Raw genomic sequence first — 18,483 nt, forward strand, 5'->3', positions numbered from 1 at the left:
TTTGTCTACAATCTGACAGAAGGAGATCCTTCTGTTTTTTTATATCACGCTTCCTTATCTGTGTTCTCAATCGTTGCTTGAGCAGTTGGGCGTGCATTGTTTTCAGCTGTTTGTTGTGCTAATAGATCGCGGATATCACTAAGATAATCTTCCGCAGTTGGTTTATCTTCCACGACTTCTTCTTCTTTTGGTCGTAAGTTTTTCGCATGATTGGCTGCTTTGACAACTAGGAATAGAACAAAACCAGTAATGACAAATGTAATAATTGCACTAATAACATTCCCAAAAGCAAAAGTAACTCCTTTAGCAGGGGACCAATCAAGAACAGACAATGCGCCATCTAAGTCAGAGGTACCTGTGATCATAGCCACGACCCAACCAACTAATGGAGTGATCACGCCTTGAACGATTTGATTCACGATCCCAGTAAAGGCACTACCAATCACCACACCAACGGCTAAGTCTAATACGTCGCCACGCATGATAAATTCTTTAAATTCTTTGATCATTGTTTTTCTCCTTTCTTGTTAATCCTAGTATATCGAAGAATAAAAAAATGTAAAAACAACACGCTTAATAATATCCCCATACGTTCGTTCAATGACTTGTATGCTATACTAGAAAGTGACTCTTGAAAAAAAATCGGACAAAAAAAGCGAGCTCGTATGTCGATGAAACAACAGTGATCATCGCTGAGAGACCAAGGATCATGACAAAAAGGAGTAGTTATTTATGACATATCAATTGACAGAAGGTGTGAACCTTCATGTGCTTCCAACCAAACAATTTAAAACGATCCGTATTTTTGTACGGTTCACTACAGCTTTAGAAAAAGAGATCGTTACCAAGCGCTCCCTATTGAGTAGCTTATTAGAAACGAATAGTTTGAACTATCCAGACCAAACACGATTAAGTGCGAAATTAGCTGATTTGTATGGTGCCGGCTTCGGTTTTTCTGTACGAAAAAAAGGAAACTTGCACTGGATGAATGCGGGAATCAGTTTCGTTAATGGCGCATATGTCAACGATGACACGATCCTAACAGATGCCGTCTCTTTTTTAAAAGAAGTGTTGTTCTTTCCTAATATCAAAGAGCAAGCATTTGACCAAGCAACGTTTGATTTAGAGAAAAATAATTTAAAGCAATACTTGGAAAGTTTGAATGAAGACAAGCAAACAATGGCTTCGTTAGCCTTACAAGAATTATACTTTGAACAATCAGACGCACAAAAAATCCCAAGTATGGGTTCTGTAGAGGAACTAGAAAAAATCACTTCCGGTTCTTTAGCAGCATACTATGCCCAGATGATCGAGGAAGATCAAGTGGATATCTTTGTCGTAGGTGATATCGAAGAAACGCTGGCAATCGATGCGTTAAAAGAGCTTCCTTTTACTGCACGAAAAGTAGTACGACCTGAAATCTTTTATGAGCAAACACAAGACAATGTGATCAAGGAACGACAAATCCAAGAACCAGTTGTGCAAGCAAAACTGAATCTAGCCTATCAAACCAATGTTTACTATGATCAGCCGGAACGCTTTTCATTGATGGTGTTCAATGGCTTATTCGGAGGTTTCCCGCATTCGAAATTGTTTATGAATGTGCGAGAAAAAGAAAGTTTAGCGTATTACGCATCTAGTAACGTTGATACTTTCCGTGGGTTACTGACTGTGCAAACAGGGATTGAGACAAAGAATCGCAATCAAGTATTGCACTTGATCCATGAACAACTGGCAAGTTTGCGCAATGGTGAAATCACTGAATTAGAGCTTGACCAAACGAAAGCCATGTTACGTAACCACTATCTATTATCGTTAGATTCTCCGCAAGCGGCGATTGAATCGGCCTATTTAGCGCATTGGCTTCCTGATACCGAACTAACAGATGAAGAATGGTTAGCACGTATGGAGCGTGTGACGATCAAGGACATCCAAGAAGTCGCAAACCAAATTGAATTACAAGCAATTTTCTTTTTAGCTGGAGGTGAAGAGAATGCATAAAGCCGAATATGAGCAAATCAATGAAACACTCTATCACGAGGTCTTACCGAATGGTTTGACGGTCTATCTGTTGCCAAAAAATGATTATCACAAAACATACGGTCTATTCAGTACGAACTACGGATCGATCGATAATGAATTTATTCCTTATGGTGCAACTGAAAAAGTAAAGGTCCCTGATGGCATCGCACATTTTTTAGAACATAAATTATTTGAAAAAGAAGAAGGCGATGTTTTTCAGTTGTTCGGTCAACAAGGGGCATCAGCGAATGCGTTCACGAGCTTCACGAAAACAAGCTATTTGTTCTCAACGACAGACCAAGTAGAAAAGAATCTGTTGACGCTGCTTGATTTTGTTCAAGCGCCTTATTTTACTGAAGAAACAGTGAACAAAGAAAAAGGGATCATTGGTCAAGAGATCCAAATGTACGAAGATGATCCGAACTGGCGGTTATTCTTCGGTATTTTAAATAATTTATACCCGAACCATCCCTTGCACATCGATATCGCAGGAACCGTGGAAAGTATCGGTGACATCACAGCAGAAGATTTATATACGTGCTATCAAACCTTTTATCAGCCAAGCAATATGGTACTATTTGTCGTCGGCAATCTGGAGCCAGAACAACTGATGGAACAGATCCGCCGCAATCAAGCGGCGAAAGAATTTCCGCCAGCCCAAAAAATCGAACGCTTCTTTCCTGAAAATAGTGCGGATATTCTGCCAATGAGTACATTAGAAGCAGCCATCACACGCGAGAAGTTCGTTTTAGGGATCAAAGGAATCGATGATTTACCTGAAAACGGCAGAGAACTGCTAAGATACAAAACAGCGATTCGTTTGTTACTACAATTACTTTTAGGACCAACTTCACAAAACTATTTGACGCTCTACAACGAAGGGATCATTGATGACAGTTTTGGCTTTGAATTTAGTTTAGATCGTGAATTCCATTTTGCTGACTTCAGTGGCGATTCGGATCAACCTAAGCTGGCAGTTGAAAAAATAAAAGAGATCCTTTTGAACTTTGAACAGGATGAAGGCATTACAGAAGAAAACTTGAAATTATTGAAAAAGAAAATGTTGGGTCAGTATTTCCAATCATTGAATTCGATCGAGTACATTGCCAATCAATTTACCCAAAGTCTATTCGGTGACCAAACATTGTTCGATCTGCCAGAAATCATTGAATCGATCCAAATGACGGACCTCCTTCAGGTCGGACGCTCATTTATCAATGAAGAAGTGCTTAGCGAATTTTATATGCAACCAAAAAAGTAAAACAGTAATAATTTCCGGTTCTCTTGGACATCGTCGCTGATTTGTCATGCCGTTCGTAAGAATAAAAGAAAGTTTTAAATTTCAGTTTAAAACAGATGAAATGTTATCCAAAGTAAGTTCGCTTTGTGGTATTCTTAAGTAGATTGAGCGCAAGATTGATCAATATAGAGGTAACACTATCCATTGAGCATGAAAAAAGCAAAAATTCAATGAGAAGCAGTCAGAAAATGGTCGATCTTCAACAGAGAGACAACCTCCTGACTAGAATACACAGACTGGAGAAGATGAACGAGTGGCTTTTGAAACCATCGGGGAAAAATTACGGCAAGCCCGTTTAAACAAAAAAATATCTTTAGATGAATTACAACAAATGACGAAAATTCAAAAACGTTACTTGGAATCGATCGATCAAAACGACTTTGATCAACTACCAGGTAAATTTTATGTTCGTGCATTTATTCGCCAATATGCAGAAGCGGTTGGTGAAGATGGGGATTATTTAGTGGATGTTTTTGATGGGAAAAAATCTTTTGCAGATGAAACCATCCAAAAACGACCAGAACCAGAAACTGTGAGTGGCTCAAGAAAAGCCATGCATGAAGAAGAAAAGAACCTGACGAAATTTTGGACAAGTCTGCCAGTGATTTTATTGGGACTAGTGGCTGTAGCGATCATCACAGTGGTCGCATATATGTCATGGCAAGATCGTCAATCTGAACCAATCATTGGTGGAACAGCTTCAACGGTATCTGTCGTTGGTTCGATCACAGAAGAGGAAACCGAGACAAGTGAATCGACGGTTGAATCAACAGTGGAATCGACCACAGAATCAACAGAAGAAGAGAAAAAAATGACCATCACGCCTGGTCAAGATACAGGAAGCGCGATTTCGATCGAGGTAAAGGATGCGAAAAAACCGATCACGTTGGAATTCACAGCGAATGAGCGTGTCTGGATCGGTGTCCAATTGAACAATACGTTTGACTATCACTACCAAGAAACCTTGGTTGCCAATGATATAAAAACAACTGAGCTTCCAGAAAATACAACAAATGCAATGATCACACTTGGTGCAGCGAGTAACGCGACGGTCAAATTAAATGGCGAAGAACTTCCGATCAACGCAGGACCAAATAATACGAGCCTTAAGAATATCTCGCTTTCCTTGCAGTATGCAGAGTAACCAGTTTAAGAATCAATTATGTAAAAGAGAGCCGGAATCTCGCCCTTGGCTCTCTTTTATTGTTTGAGTGTTAGTGAATAAAGTGAGGAAAAGTTTGTTTAGCAATTGAGAGACTATTGGTGGAAACTTTTGCTGGACTGACGTAAAATAGGAAAGAAAGGAGTCGTTCTTGTGAATTTACCAAATCAATTAACTGTACTTAGAATCTGCATGATTCCAGTGTTTATTTTAGTCGTCGGCCTTCCGTTAGATTGGGGGCAATTAACGGTGGGAACAACGTCACTAGCTATTACACAATTAGTAGGTGCAATCATTTTTGCGTTAGCAAGTGTGACGGATTGGCTCGATGGGAAAATTGCTCGTTCACGTGGGCTAGTCACTAACTTCGGGAAATTTGCTGATCCATTAGCAGACAAAATGTTGGTCATGACAGCTTTCATCATGTTAGTCGGTCAAGGCAAAGCACCAGCTTGGGTGATCGCGATCATCGTTTGCCGTGAGTTAGCTGTAACAGGCTTACGATTATTGCTTGTTGAAGATGGGGAAGTTATGGCAGCTGCTTGGCCTGGAAAAGTAAAAACAGCTACTCAAATGATTGCGATCATTTTATTATTTATCAACAATATCCCATTCAACTTGATCAATGTACCTCTTGATCAAATCATGTTATATGCTTGTCTGATTTTTACGATCTATTCAGGTGTCGATTACTTCATCAAAAATCGTGGCGTGTTCAAAGGGTCAATGTAAAATCATATAATCACTTAGTTATTATCAAAAACAGATCGGTTGTTCCGGTCTGTTTTTTTTGGAAAAAAGACGAGACAATAAGAAAAAAATGAGCAAGGAGAAATGATTCTATCATCAAATAGCGTATACTATTGAGTAGAGACAATTAGTCAATAAAGACTATTTTACAGATAAATAGGGGTGGTGCAGAACCAACCCAACTAAAGGAAGCGATTGAACATGAAATCTGAAATCATAGCAGTAGGAACAGAATTACTCCTGGGACAAGTCGTGAATACGAATGCGACATTTTTATCCGAACAACTTGCGGATCTAGGGATCGACGTCTATTATCATACCGTTGTTGGGGATAACCCCACTCGTTTGAATGATTTACTCCAACTAGCTGAATCAAGAAGCGAGCTGATCATTTTATGTGGTGGATTAGGACCAACAGAAGATGACTTGACCAAAGAAGTTGTCGCACAACACCTTGGTAGAGAACTGATCCAAAATACAGAAGGATATAAGAAATTACTGGCATTTTTCGAAACCAGAAAAAGAAAAATGACAGAGAATAACTTACAGCAATCACAAATCATTGAAGGTGGCACCCCATTACCAAATCGAACGGGTCTAGCTTTAGGCACGTTTTACCAAACAGAAAAAAATGCGTATCTTTTACTACCTGGTCCACCGAGTGAACTGAAGCCGATGTTTATGGAACAAGTGCATCCACTGTTAGAACAACACTTTCCTTCAGAAGAAAAGCTGATCTCAAAAGTATTGCGCTTTTATGGAATCGGTGAATCACAATTAGTGACAGATCTAAAAGACTTGATCGCTACACAAATCAATCCTACGATCGCCCCTTATGCGAAGCCAAATGAAGTCACGTTGCGATTGACCGTCAAAACGTCAGACGTCCACGCGGGGAATCAAGCATTGCACGCATTGGAAGAAAAGATCCAAGCGCGCGTCGGTGAATACTTTTATGGATATGGCGATGATTATTCTTTACCGCAAGCAGTCGTCGATTTACTAAAAGAGCAAGGAAAAACAGTGACGGTTGCTGAGAGTTTGACAGCTGGTGCCTTTCAATCAGCACTAGGCGCGATCCCAGGGGTCTCACAAGTCTTTTCAGGTGGATTTGTGACTTACTCAGCAGACACGAAAGCAAAGCTCTTAGGCATCGATCCAGGCCTATTAGAACAGTTTGGCACAGTCAGCCAAGAGTGCGCGGAACAAATGGCGCTACATGCCCGACAACTCGTCGGTGCAGACTATGCAGTAGCATTAACTGGTGTGGCAGGACCAGATACATTAGAAGGACATCCTGCTGGCACAGTTTGGCTTGCTATTGCTTCAAAAGAAGGGGTGGAAGCGAAGGAATATCACTTTACAAAAGACCGTTCGGCAATCAGAAATAGTGCAATGATGCAAGGATTTGATCTGCTAAGGAAGCAACTATTAAGAAAAAAATAAATGCGAATATTTGTTCGGTTTTTGCTTGCTTTTTGTAAATAAAAAAGATATTATAAACGTAATGAAATGTTACTTTGAGTCGTAAAAATAAGGAGGATTATCGTATTGGCAGATGATCGTAAAGCAGCCTTAGATGCTGCATTGAAAAAAATTGAAAAGAACTATGGGAAAGGCTCAATCATGAAATTGGGCGAAAAGATCGACCAACAAATTTCGACGATCCCTAGTGGTTCGCTTGCCTTAGATGTCGCTTTAGGGATAGGTGGCTATCCTCGTGGCCGGATCATTGAAGTCTATGGCCCAGAAAGTTCAGGTAAAACAACAGTTGCACTTCATGCAATCGCTGAAGTACAAAAAAATGGTGGTACTGCAGCATTTATCGATGCGGAGCATGCCTTAGATCCACAATATGCCCAAAAATTAGGGGTAAATATCGATGAATTACTCCTTTCTCAACCGGATACTGGTGAACAAGGATTAGAGATCGCTGATGCCTTGGTATCAAGTGGTGCAGTAGATATCGTTGTTGTCGACTCAGTAGCAGCTTTAGTACCACGTGCAGAGATCGATGGTGAAATGGGTGATTCACACGTAGGGTTACAAGCTCGTTTGATGTCTCAAGCCTTACGTAAACTATCAGGATCGATCAACAAAACAAAAACGATTGCAATCTTCATCAACCAAATTCGTGAAAAAGTTGGTGTGATGTTCGGTAATCCAGAAATCACTCCAGGGGGACGTGCGTTGAAGTTCTACGCGACGATCCGTTTAGAAGTACGTCGTGCTGAACAATTGAAACAAGGGACAGATATTGTCGGTAACCGTACAAAAATCAAAGTCGTTAAAAATAAAGTAGCTCCACCATTCAAAATCGCTGAAGTAGATGTGATGTACGGTTTAGGTATCTCACAAGAAGGCGAACTATTGGATATGGCTGTTGAAAAAGATATCGTCGACAAGAGTGGCGCATGGTATTCTTATAAAGAAGATCGTATCGGCCAAGGTCGTGAGAATGCGAAGATCTACATGGCTAACCATCCAGAAATGATGGCTGAAGTATCTGCATTAGTGCGTGCAGCTTACGGAATCGGCGAACCGATCGAAGTACCAGAAGAAACACAAGAAGAATTACCTTTAGATGAATAAAGAAGTAAGCAGACATCCGGTAGTGGAATAACTACCGGATGTTTTTTTATTTTTGTCTAAAACAAGAGCAAAGAGAACGATTGTTTTTATGTTTAAAACCACCCTTTTACGAAAATTAAGGAAGCCGTTTCTTTCGCATTTAAAGTTGACACTACTGGAAACAAACATTAGAATAAACTTGTGCATGTTTTTGTGCGCATATGCAACAGCATATTTATAGTTTAGATTAATTTATCATAGAAATTGGTAGATGATAAAAATGGAAAAGATAGTATGGAGGTGGATTTTATGGGACTCAACATTCTCCTCGCTATCATCGGTTTAATTGTCGGTCTTGGTTTAGGGTTTATGGTTGCGAAGTCACGTCATGAAAAAGAGATCGCTGGTGCCAAAACATCAGCTGCAAGTATTCTTGAAGGTGCGAAAAAAGAAGCAGAAACTCTAAAAAAAGAAGCATTGTTGGAAGCTAAGGAAGAAAATCAGAAATATCGTTCTGAAGTTGAAAGTGAGCTGAGAGAAAGTAAATTAGAACTGAAATCTCAAGAAAATCGATTGATCCAACGCGAACAAACGTTAGATCGTAAAGATGACTCGTTAGAAAAACGAGAAAACTCACTTGAAAGTAAAGAAGAGGCACTTAGTTCAAAACAGCAATTAATTGAAGAGCGAGAAAAAGACGTTGAAAAATTGATTGAAGATCAACAAAAAGAATTAGAAAAAATTGCTGGTTTATCGAAAGAAGATGCAAGAGAAGTAATCATGAAGTCAACTGAAGAAGAGTTGAATCATGAGTTGACCTTGATGGTAAAAGAATCAGAACAACGTGCAAAAGAAGAAGCAGATCGCAAAGCGAAAAACTTGCTATCATTGGCTATCCAACGTTGTGCAGCAGATCAGGTTTCTGAGACGACAGTGTCAGTCGTGACATTACCAAATGACGAAATGAAAGGTCGTATCATCGGACGTGAGGGACGAAACATCCGAACACTTGAAACACTTACAGGAATCGACTTGATCATTGATGATACACCAGAAGCAGTCGTGCTTTCAGGATTCGATCCAATTCGTCGAGAAATCGCACGGATGACATTAGAAAAACTGATTCAAGATGGCCGGATCCATCCAGCGCGTATTGAAGAAATGGTTGAAAAATCACGTAAAGAAATGGACGAACGCATTCGTGAGTATGGAGAAGAAGCAGCCTTTGAAGTCGGCGCACATACCCTTCATCCAGACTTGATCAAAATCATGGGTCGTTTGCATTTCCGAACAAGTTATGGTCAAAACGTGTTGAAACACTCGGTCGAAGTAGCAAAATTATCAGGAATCTTAGCAGCAGAATTAGGCGAAGATATCCAACTAGCCAAACGTGCAGGATTGCTTCATGATATCGGGAAAGCATTAGACCACGAAATCGAAGGTTCACACGTTGAGATCGGTGCAGAATTAGCAGCGAAATACAAAGAGAATCCAGTCGTGATCAATGCAATCGCTTCTCACCATGGCGATGTGGAAGCAACTTCTGTTATTTCTGTGTTAGTGGCTGCTGCAGACGCATTATCAGCGGCTCGTCCAGGCGCAAGAAGCGAATCATTAGAAAACTACATCCGTCGTTTGAGAAGTCTAGAGACGATCTCAAACAGCTTTGCAGGTGTTGAATCAAGTTTTGCTGTCCAAGCCGGTCGTGAAGTACGCGTCATGGTCAAACCAGAAGAAATCTCTGATTTAGATGCCGTGCGCTTAGTACGCGATATCCGTAAACGAATCGAAGATGACCTAGATTACCCAGGTCATATCAAAGTGATCGTGATACGTGAAACTCGTGCAACCGATTATGCGAAATAAAAAAATAGTTAAAAATAGGGTGACCTGACAGATTAATCTGTCAGGTCATTTTTTTACGGATTTTAGTTTATACCAGACATTGCCAACGATTATGACGTTAAAATGCTCTTTCAGGACTGATATAAAAATAGATCGCCACTTAACGCTATACTGATAATTGGAATAAATACAATATCAGGAGTTAAAGAATCCCAATGATGAAAATAAAACAATTTGCTGACGATCATCCTTATCTAATCGTCATTTATTCAGGCTTATTTGGAAGTGCTTTCTGGATTACTGTTGAATATATCGTAAATCGTGATTTTAGACCTAGTGGTATTTATAGTTTTATATTTTATAATGTAATCGGATTGTCAGTAGCTAAATTTAAATCAAAAAAAAAAGTTAAAACAGAATAATAAGAAAAGATTTGATGTATAAGTCAAAAAAGCGACAGAAAGGGGGCATTTCTGTCGCTTTTTCGTGTGAAAGATTTACCTAAATGAAGCCCTTTTTGTCTAGGCAAAAAAATACTTTTATTTGATAAGAACATATGAAAATCATTCTTCTAGTCTATTTGATTGATGAGTACACGCATTCGGAAAAAAATATGGAAAGATGTGATGCACTAGTTATCCGACAAACGTGTGCAAAAACAGGTAATTTATTTTTGAGTGTTCAATGCCATCTAATTGACCATTTTTTTCTAAAATACTTGAATAAAAGGCACATAAATTTTTAATCGCCTTGTATGATGAAAGTGAAGGGGAGAATCGATTTAGAAAAAAAGCAAGTAGAACGAGTAAAATGTAACGCCTTATTCAGTAGCTGTACATCTTTTAATGAAGGAGTGAAAACAATGCCAGGAGTAGATTTTAATATGAAAATCGGTGAATTTTACAACGATTTTAATAAGAAGGATAATCCAAAAGAGCGAGATGATATGGTGAAGGACCTTGTAAATAGGTCAGGACAGACTCCTACAGACCTCCTAACCCCTGTAGGATTCCTCTTTATGTGGAATATTTTAGCAGGGCTAAGGATGCCAGAGGACCTGCCTACGCAGCAACGAGCTGTCCAAGATTCAGGTGCTGTTTTAAAAGTAGATACTCATGTTGAAATACAACAGGTTGGAAATCAAGTACGGATGCCTAATCTTAAGTCTAGCTCGACTTTTTACCCCCAAAGAATCACCCCACCAGTACCCACCAATACCACCCAAATCCAACAAAATAAACCAGAAGTTGTCTCTCCGCCGCTTGATTTTGCAAGTGCGGCTCATCAGTTTAGTATAAAAGTACATAAATTTGCTCATGGGATCACGGAGCTTATTGATTGTACGACGACCCAACAAGCTTATCATAAAAAAGAGCACGGCTTGTGGGAAAACAAAAATCATACACACATCCACTTTAAGACAGTTTGTCGAAATGCAATCGCTGAATCACAAACATTGAATGAAACGCGAAGCAACAAAATCGTTTCCCCACAGCAGTTCTCATTCAAAAAAAGCACGGATGTAAATGATCCACAGCATTTTAATGCAACGAATGCTGCTGAAAGGGTAAAAAATGTATTACAAACGAATTTTGAGAAAAACTATCCAAATGAAACAACGACAGATGTGCCAATACCAGAAAATGTAACTTCTAGTATCCATTCTTTTTGGGATGGACTCACTGAAACGTTCAGCTCCTTCTTTCATCAGCAAGAGCAGATAATTGATTCAAGGAATCAGACAGAGGCAAACGACAATATTCTAGGACAGTTCACAGATTTATTAATACAAACTTTTTCGAGCAATTCTGGAACTTCTGATTCGTTAGGTAAAGATAATAGAAAATATGAGCGAGAGCATATTATAAAGCAGCAACTTCTGACAAATGACACAAAAAGGCGAGCACCTCAGAGAACAGACGTAAGCATCGCTGAAAAACTGGTTAGTTTAGCCCGAGATTTCTCAGAAGCGTTCGATCGTTTTGTTAAACGTTATGATTTCAAAATAGGAGTTGGCGCGGAAGCAGCACCTATTCCTACACAGCCGACGGTTCCGACACTTTTAGCTGAATTAGCCACAAATCCAACGCTTATCGGACTGAAATCCTCACAAATACTTTCTGAAGAAATGCATGAAAAAATCGATAAAGTCATGTTAGCCTATATGGAAAATAAACCGTCCCCCGTCCCAATCAACGAACCATTTACACCGTTCTGGTATGATCAAGAAGTCTTTGGACAGCGCAGTGAAACAGATAGAGCAAATGAAAAAATCAGGCAGGCTGTTTGTGAAAAGTATAGTGAATTATGCGCGGTTAAAGAGCAACCACTCAATGATTTTTTTCTCGCTCTTCAAAGTTGGGCAAACAGAGGAGGATCAAATCATGAACTTCTTGAGAAGAGACAACAGCTGGCTAAGATCATTCTTAGTGCTTATGGCCTTTCAGCCGTGCAAGTATCCGCAATTCGAGCAATCAATATTTTTTTTCAATGGGAAACAAATAATGTGTTCAAATCATGTACTTTTACTGAAATTAAGAATATTGATGTAAATCCAATGCAAACACAGAATGAAACGATTGCAGAAAATAATCGAACGAATTATTTATTCGATCCAGTCAGTGCTTCTGACTACGGAAAGGTCCTTCGTATCACTGAAGCCATCTCTCAAGATATCCAACCCTTTGATCAGTCAGAATTATTGCCAGTTTTTAACTTTGATGAACAAATGTTTCAAGAAAAAAATAAGACAACTGATGTGAATCGGATGCTTAAGTCATTTTTCATCGGTACAGGAGTTGTTCGACAGATTGCTACTGACTTGGATCTGATTGCGGTTGTTCAAAGTTGGGCAGGTGAGAATTGGAGAAATGACGAAACCATACAGTCAGAACGAGCGCAGTATTTAGCTCATGTTATCCAAAAAGGTTACGGGATTGAAAATAGCAGACTAGGAGATTTCTTATCCAATATACAATTGCAAGCAATTTATAAGCAATGGAAAACCAACACGTTGCTAGCGGGATATCGCTATAAAGAAAAGACGAGACAAACCATTCAGTATGATTTATCACCAAAAGAGCCTGCCACGATTCTTCAAGTACAAAAACATTTAAAAGAAAACAACCAAATCTATAGAGACTTTATCCTTGGTCGACCGGAGAGTATTCCTAAGCAAACACCAATCGTGCCGATTTATTACCATGAACAGATTTTTGATCTGCGAGAGAATACGCCAAAGGCAAATGAGGTAGTCGGAGATTTCCTTTATAAAGAACAAATGTATTTAACAACGGCGACGCCACGCCAACTGGTTTTGTTGTTGCAAAAATGGATCTTTGAAGGCGCACAGTATGATGAGATCAGCAAAAGGCAGAACATAGCGGCGAATATGATTTTGAGGGCTTACGGTGGGGCAGCAGTACCCTTGACGGATAGTGAGGCACGAGCAATTGTATTGCAGTGGGAAAACAATAATGCACAGATTGGCTATAAGTATGAGAAAGGGCAAGGCGATCGTCCTGGAATTGATATTGAAAAAATCAAAAAAAAGCAAGAACAGGAACAAGAAGAAGAAGTGAAAAAAAGATTGAACGTTTTTTTAAGGCAAATGATTTTGATTCTACGCCACAACTAACTAGTCAGCCGGAAAAAGAGTTACACACTACTGTAGATCGCATAGAGGTAGAGAAAGCAAAACAAAGAGTAGCGAACTTTTTAACTGAAAAAGGTGTAGACTGTGATACTTCGGATATCAATGTTTTTGCGACAGTCGTCTCAAATTGGGTATTGTTGGAAGGCGCAAACCAAGAAGTGATAGACATGGTTAAAATGAAACAAGTTGCTCAAGTCATTCTTGGCGAAGAAGTAGATGGTGTCATTTCAAATAAAGGCGCAGAGATCACGTTCACTAAGTGGCTGTGGGACATGATTGAGATCAATAATTTGGTTTTGGAAACAACACCTCCCTCTGGAATGGGGCATGCAAAAGAAGCATCTCGATCAGCAGCAACAATCAATAAGTGGTTGGATAAGAAAGTCATGACACAAGTTGAGTCATTTTTCCGTCAAAAAGGCATGTTGTCCGCTACCCAAGCCACCAAAGAAGATGTTTTAGCAGCTATGGGGGGATGGTTTAGTCAAACTGGAGTGGATGGTGTCATCAAATCTGAAAAAATCCAAGAGGTAGCAAAAGTCATCCTGAAGGAGTTAAAACTATATGGTGGGCAGTCGGAGGAAGTCATCTCAGATAAGAATGCTGAGATGACCGTAATGAAATGGTCGATTGAAAATGTCTTAGGTACTACAATTGAAGGCTATGCAGCAAAAAAAATCATTGATTCATCTAACCCATCTACTTTTACGATCGGCCAACTTAGAAAGTCATTTTCAGTCGAAGAATTGAAAAAGGCAGGTCTAATCAATATTCCATCGAAATCTGCAACGCAACAAGTAGACCAAAAAACGGGAATACAAGAGAACATAACTAAACTATGGGTCTCTTTTATGAACCGTGCATTACCTAACTATTTTCTTAAATCCAGTGAGTTGGGCGACGATAAATTGATTTCTGATTATGATTCTTTAATGCAGATGACAGGTTCTAGAATACTAGAGGATCTAGGTTGTCTTAATAAGTTCAATCAGACAGAAATCAAATCAGTAGGTGAACTTTTTTTTGAAAGCATTATCGAAAAAGGAATTTCGACTGTCGAAGAAATTTCACATCTTTTAGTTCCAGCGACACTGGCTACTGCTCAGTTGAGCCCAGATATTTTAAGAGAAGCTTTGGTAAAAGGGGACTATAAACAAGCAGTGTTAAGTACTTTTATCAATTATTTACAACAAGGCTATTTTGAATTAGTAAAAAAGCAAGGAATTGTCAATGATCTTGTCGTATCGTATCAAACAGCAGTGATTAACTGGCGTCGACAATCAGCACTTGTGGATGAAGTACTGGAAGAGTGCGAGCGACTTGGTATAGAGGTTAGTCTTGTGGCGGATCAAATTTATCTCTCTGGCGGAAATCCCTGTCCGGGTCCGTGGGTTCCACCAGATGTCAATGAATGGTATAAGCGATTGACTAAAGCTGTATCTGAATCATTTTACTCGCTGGATCATTTTCTGATACGACTTGCAGTGGATTCATTTCACAAAGAGGATTTGAATTTTATCTTTTCATCGGAAAGTCGTATTTACAATGCGAAAGCAGTATTGAGTCATAAAGCAAGTCACCCGGCAAGCGGGCCAGGTTCATCCGGTTTCCCACCCGTCTTTTTAGCAAAAGAGGTGGAAGTAGAGACAGTTCTTAAATTGGCTGAGACAGATTTATTTGTCGTTACTCGTGGCAGTGAAGAAAGGTTCTATGCGTTAAAAAGACTGGAACAAGATGGCGGTTACAAGCTTTATCGTGTGGATAAAGATGCGATGGCATATCTTCGGTATGGGCTTTTTGACCGACAAGATCTTTGGAAAAATGAATTTCGAAAATACGACGATAAAGTTCTGATCAGAGATAAGCCATACACGCTTAAATTAGAATTTGATCGCAGTAAACCCTTATCGCAAGTTAATACGCAGGAGAGACTAATCGATTATATTGGCGGGAAACACAGGGATACAGTCTATCAACAACTATTTGATTCAGGGAAAGAGACAACAACAGCTGAAAAAGTTCGGGATGTTTTCAAACATCTCATTCCTTTTTACGATTGTGTAGTCGGTATTATTAATAAAGATGTTGGTGAGGCAGTTCCCAGTTGTATGCTGGATGTCGTTTCTTTAATTCCTGTATTAGGGCAAGTCACTTCACTTAATACGCGATTTGCATTTGGTATGGCAAGAATGATCATGAAACAAGGTGTAACAGGTGCTGTACGTCATGGTGCGCGCTATCTTCCAAAAACATCAGAACTTCGATCGCTTGCGGTGAGCGCGATACGTTATGTTGATCCAGGAGTAGAATTGTTGACTAGTAGTTCACAAGTCTTATTCAAGGGCTTGATACGTTTGAAAAACCAAGTGTTTATTAGAAAGGAACTCAAGGAAGTAGCGACAAAACTTGAAAAATTTGTAATAGAAAAGGACGATTTGACTAAAAGTTATACGCAAGCGGCTTTACCAAATAATGGTCCAGAAATCTTCGTGAAACGTGTGCATAACCATTTATATGTTCCAGTATCGGACTTAAAAAAGGGGGATGTTTATGGGCAACGTTTTACCTTGCGAGGGACAAAGCTAAGATTGTTTGAGGGACCAGCATTTTTTTTACGCAGACAAAAAAATTTGATTCACCAAATTTCAAGTAAGATTCCTAACAGAGATCTAGCTGTCGAAGAGGTAAATTTAAATCCTAACGCTTACGGGGAAGGAACGACTCTAACTATCACTGGAGCAGGAGATTTTCGCCAAACATTCATTGAAATGGATAAGAAACTGGTTCCTGTCAGAATCACCGCAATTGAGAAGCATGGTATCCGTTATGATGTATATGATAGAGGAGTGGTATATCCAGTAAACTTTAATGGGATAGAGTGGTATTTTGAAAAAGAAACGAGTCCAACGATCTCGCAAACAGTACGTGAAAAAATAGGGAAGGAACTAAATCAGTATGAGTCCTTACAAACTCCTACTACGCTGTCCCCGCCGGATGAAAATGGTTTGATGTGGAATTCTGCCGGGCGTTCTTATATCAGAATCAAAAAACAATATATTCCTCTAGTTTTGTTGGATAAAGAAACGAATCGTTATCATTTAGTGAAAAAAAATATGCTTGCGCCGATGACAGTATTACGATTGGATCCAACTAGTGGTGCTTTTCGCTTTGAAACGCCTTTAGAGAAATCACGTAAAAAATATCCAGTGACTATCCAACACAATAGACCGAATTCTCCACAAGCAGGCACTTCAAAAGGTGAGACTGTAGCTTCATCTAGTGGAGGGGCAGTTGCTCAGAGGAGGGAGAATCCATTGTATCCGCCGTATAATACTCTTCCAGAATCTCCAAATAGATGGTGGGGATGGTACAGCATGCTAAATGCAATCGAGTATTCAGTGATGCACAGAATTTCAAGGCGGGAAGATGAATTAGTTCAGATAAAACCATTGGAGAATTTTGTCCCAGAGCCACAAAGAATTGTCGAAATTGACGAGGCTCGCGCCCAAAAAGCGATTTCTGATGAGATTGTCAAAGTATTGTCTTTGAAACCAGGGGACAAGTTTCGCGTTTTTTTCGGTTTAGATATAAGTAAGGTACCGGAACCACTTCGACCGTTTATGGAGAAACTTCCACAAGAGCTTGAGAACGCAATCGAGAATTTCGGGATCGTCAAAGACGTGTGTTTAGAATTGTTAAAAGTAGATAAAATCGCAGAAACAGCTGAAGGGCAATACTTAATAAACTTCCTTGACTTGAAATATACTTATCAGCAAGAGAGAGTTTTGCAGGAAACAGTAAAGAGACTACTTTCGATCGCCACAAAAGGCGAGCAATTTCTACGACAATCAGCAGACTGGGGATTTGAAAATGTTTGGGTCGTTTCGACTGATTATGTTCTAGATGAGAAGACACATGCCTATTACTCCAATAGTAATGATAGTCCGAAAGCCTATGCATTTGTATTGAGAGAAGATGCGGAGTGTCGCATTATTATTAATGCGGATGCTTTTCATAAAAGACCAGAAATTTTACCAGGAATCCAGATGGCAGCGCCTCTAGGATTAACGATCACGCATGAAACCACACATGTTGTTTCGGGAACGTATGATGTTGTGAGATATGGGCTAACGACTACTGGCTTTTTACCGAGTGGGGAAAATGTGAAAACTGATTTTCTAGCACGATATAAGAAGTTTTTTGAACATCCGAATTTTGATCAATTTGTTACAGCAGTAGCAAAACAGCAAAATGCCCCTCACTTATCTAAAAAAGCGGTCATCAAAGCGTTTGAAACGGACCCTATATTATTTACCAACTTTAAATTGACGGATGCGCAATTACTAGCAACGATCATGAGAGATTTCGCAAATCAAAATGAGTTCCACAAACAACCGCGTGTCAAAAGGGAAGCAAAGGAAGAAGGCTTGGGCGATGGAAAGTTGCTGACTGCTTTCGCGATGATGCAAACAGGTGATTTTTTTGTTTTAGAACTAGCTAAAAATTTAGAGAAAGAGCAAGAATTACCTAAAATGACGACGGCAGTACCTACTCAAACAAGGGGTGAAACGGCTGATTTTTCAGGGGGTATGAGTAATAACAAAAAAATGAATAAAGAAACGAAGGCGACGGTAACTGATCAGCAATCTAGCGGGATTTTTTCGGGCACTGAACAAGAGAAAAGTTCAGAAAAGAAACAAGAACGACCAAAAACTCCAACAGAAGCACCTGCCAAGAAAAGGGATACGGCAGCGGATTTTGACAGGATCATGAGAGGTATTGACAATAAAAAGAACCCCAAAAATCAACCACGCCTCAAAAGAGAAATTAAAGAAGAATCGAGCGATGGCAAGCTGTTTCGTTTTTCAGATCTAATGCAAAGAGGTGGTTTTTCAGTTATAGAACAAGATAAAAGTTTAGAAAGGAAAGAAGAACGACCAAAAATGTCGACAGGAGCAACTGCTAAAAAAGGGGATGGAGCGACTAGTTTTTCAAAAATCATCAAGCGTGGCAAAAAGGTTAGTAAAGAGACGAACACGACAATCACTTACCAACAGACGATCCTACAGGGAAAACAGGTCAGTCTATAAAATGAATGGTAAATAAAGGAGAATAGCTAAAGAAAGCGGGCAGTACTACGTATAGAGGCAAGAGATAGTATAACTTCACTACTAGTAT

The 18,483-nt window shown here is 39.5% G+C and carries 11 protein-coding genes; 10 read left to right on the forward strand and 1 reads right to left on the reverse strand.

Annotated elements, in window-relative coordinates:
• Window positions 1–44: 44 nt before the first annotated feature.
• Window positions 45–509 carry a large conductance mechanosensitive channel protein MscL gene (gene mscL, locus JZO83_RS09060; RefSeq protein WP_206853158.1) on the reverse strand — a complete coding sequence of 155 codons (465 nt, stop codon included), beginning with the start codon at window positions 507–509 and terminating at the stop codon, window positions 45–47.
• A 223-nt stretch (window positions 510–732) separates the two neighbouring features.
• Here mscL and JZO83_RS09065 point away from each other — a divergent pair, with 223 nt between their 5' ends.
• The 10 genes from JZO83_RS09065 to JZO83_RS09110 all read left to right on the forward strand — a co-directional run bounded on the left by JZO83_RS09065 (window position 733) and on the right by JZO83_RS09110 (window position 18,395).
• Window positions 733–2,001: a pitrilysin family protein gene (locus JZO83_RS09065; RefSeq protein ID WP_206853160.1), complete on the forward strand. Its 1,269-nt coding sequence runs from the start codon at window positions 733–735 to the stop codon at window positions 1,999–2,001.
• Complete coding sequence (locus JZO83_RS09070) at window positions 1,994–3,283, forward strand: pitrilysin family protein (RefSeq protein WP_207115552.1); 1,290 nt, start codon at window positions 1,994–1,996, stop codon at window positions 3,281–3,283. The genes JZO83_RS09065 and JZO83_RS09070 overlap by 8 nt, the downstream gene beginning before the upstream one ends.
• A gap of 292 nt (window positions 3,284–3,575) precedes the next feature.
• Window positions 3,576–4,466 carry a helix-turn-helix domain-containing protein gene (locus JZO83_RS09075; protein WP_207115553.1) on the forward strand — a complete coding sequence of 297 codons (891 nt, stop codon included), beginning with the start codon at window positions 3,576–3,578 and terminating at the stop codon, window positions 4,464–4,466.
• A 171-nt stretch (window positions 4,467–4,637) separates the two neighbouring features.
• Window positions 4,638–5,216 (forward strand): CDP-diacylglycerol--glycerol-3-phosphate 3-phosphatidyltransferase, encoded by a 579-nt coding sequence (gene pgsA, locus JZO83_RS09080; RefSeq protein ID WP_019723896.1) that lies wholly within the window; start codon window positions 4,638–4,640, stop codon window positions 5,214–5,216.
• Between the two features lie 219 nt (window positions 5,217–5,435).
• Window positions 5,436–6,680, forward strand: coding sequence for a competence/damage-inducible protein A (locus JZO83_RS09085; protein WP_207115554.1), 1,245 nt, complete (start codon window positions 5,436–5,438; stop codon window positions 6,678–6,680).
• A gap of 105 nt (window positions 6,681–6,785) precedes the next feature.
• The gene (gene recA, locus JZO83_RS09090) at window positions 6,786–7,826 is read left to right on the forward strand and encodes a recombinase RecA (RefSeq protein ID WP_206853168.1); all 1,041 of its coding nucleotides are present in this window, start codon (window positions 6,786–6,788) and stop codon (window positions 7,824–7,826) included.
• Between the two features lie 288 nt (window positions 7,827–8,114).
• Window positions 8,115–9,671 (forward strand): ribonuclease Y, encoded by a 1,557-nt coding sequence (gene rny, locus JZO83_RS09095; RefSeq protein ID WP_206853170.1) that lies wholly within the window; start codon window positions 8,115–8,117, stop codon window positions 9,669–9,671.
• A gap of 194 nt (window positions 9,672–9,865) precedes the next feature.
• Complete coding sequence (locus tag JZO83_RS09100) at window positions 9,866–10,072, forward strand: hypothetical protein (protein WP_207115555.1); 207 nt, start codon at window positions 9,866–9,868, stop codon at window positions 10,070–10,072.
• 440 nt (window positions 10,073–10,512) lie between these two features.
• The gene (locus JZO83_RS09105) at window positions 10,513–13,287 is read left to right on the forward strand and encodes a QWxxN domain (RefSeq protein ID WP_207115556.1); all 2,775 of its coding nucleotides are present in this window, start codon (window positions 10,513–10,515) and stop codon (window positions 13,285–13,287) included.
• A gap of 185 nt (window positions 13,288–13,472) precedes the next feature.
• The gene (locus tag JZO83_RS09110) at window positions 13,473–18,395 is read left to right on the forward strand and encodes a hypothetical protein (RefSeq protein WP_207115557.1); all 4,923 of its coding nucleotides are present in this window, start codon (window positions 13,473–13,475) and stop codon (window positions 18,393–18,395) included.
• Window positions 18,396–18,483: the final 88 nt, after the last annotated feature.

It is taken from the genome of Enterococcus sp. DIV1298c, from assembly GCF_017316315.1.
In the GTDB taxonomy this organism is placed as follows: domain Bacteria; phylum Bacillota; class Bacilli; order Lactobacillales; family Enterococcaceae; genus Enterococcus_B; species Enterococcus_B mangumiae.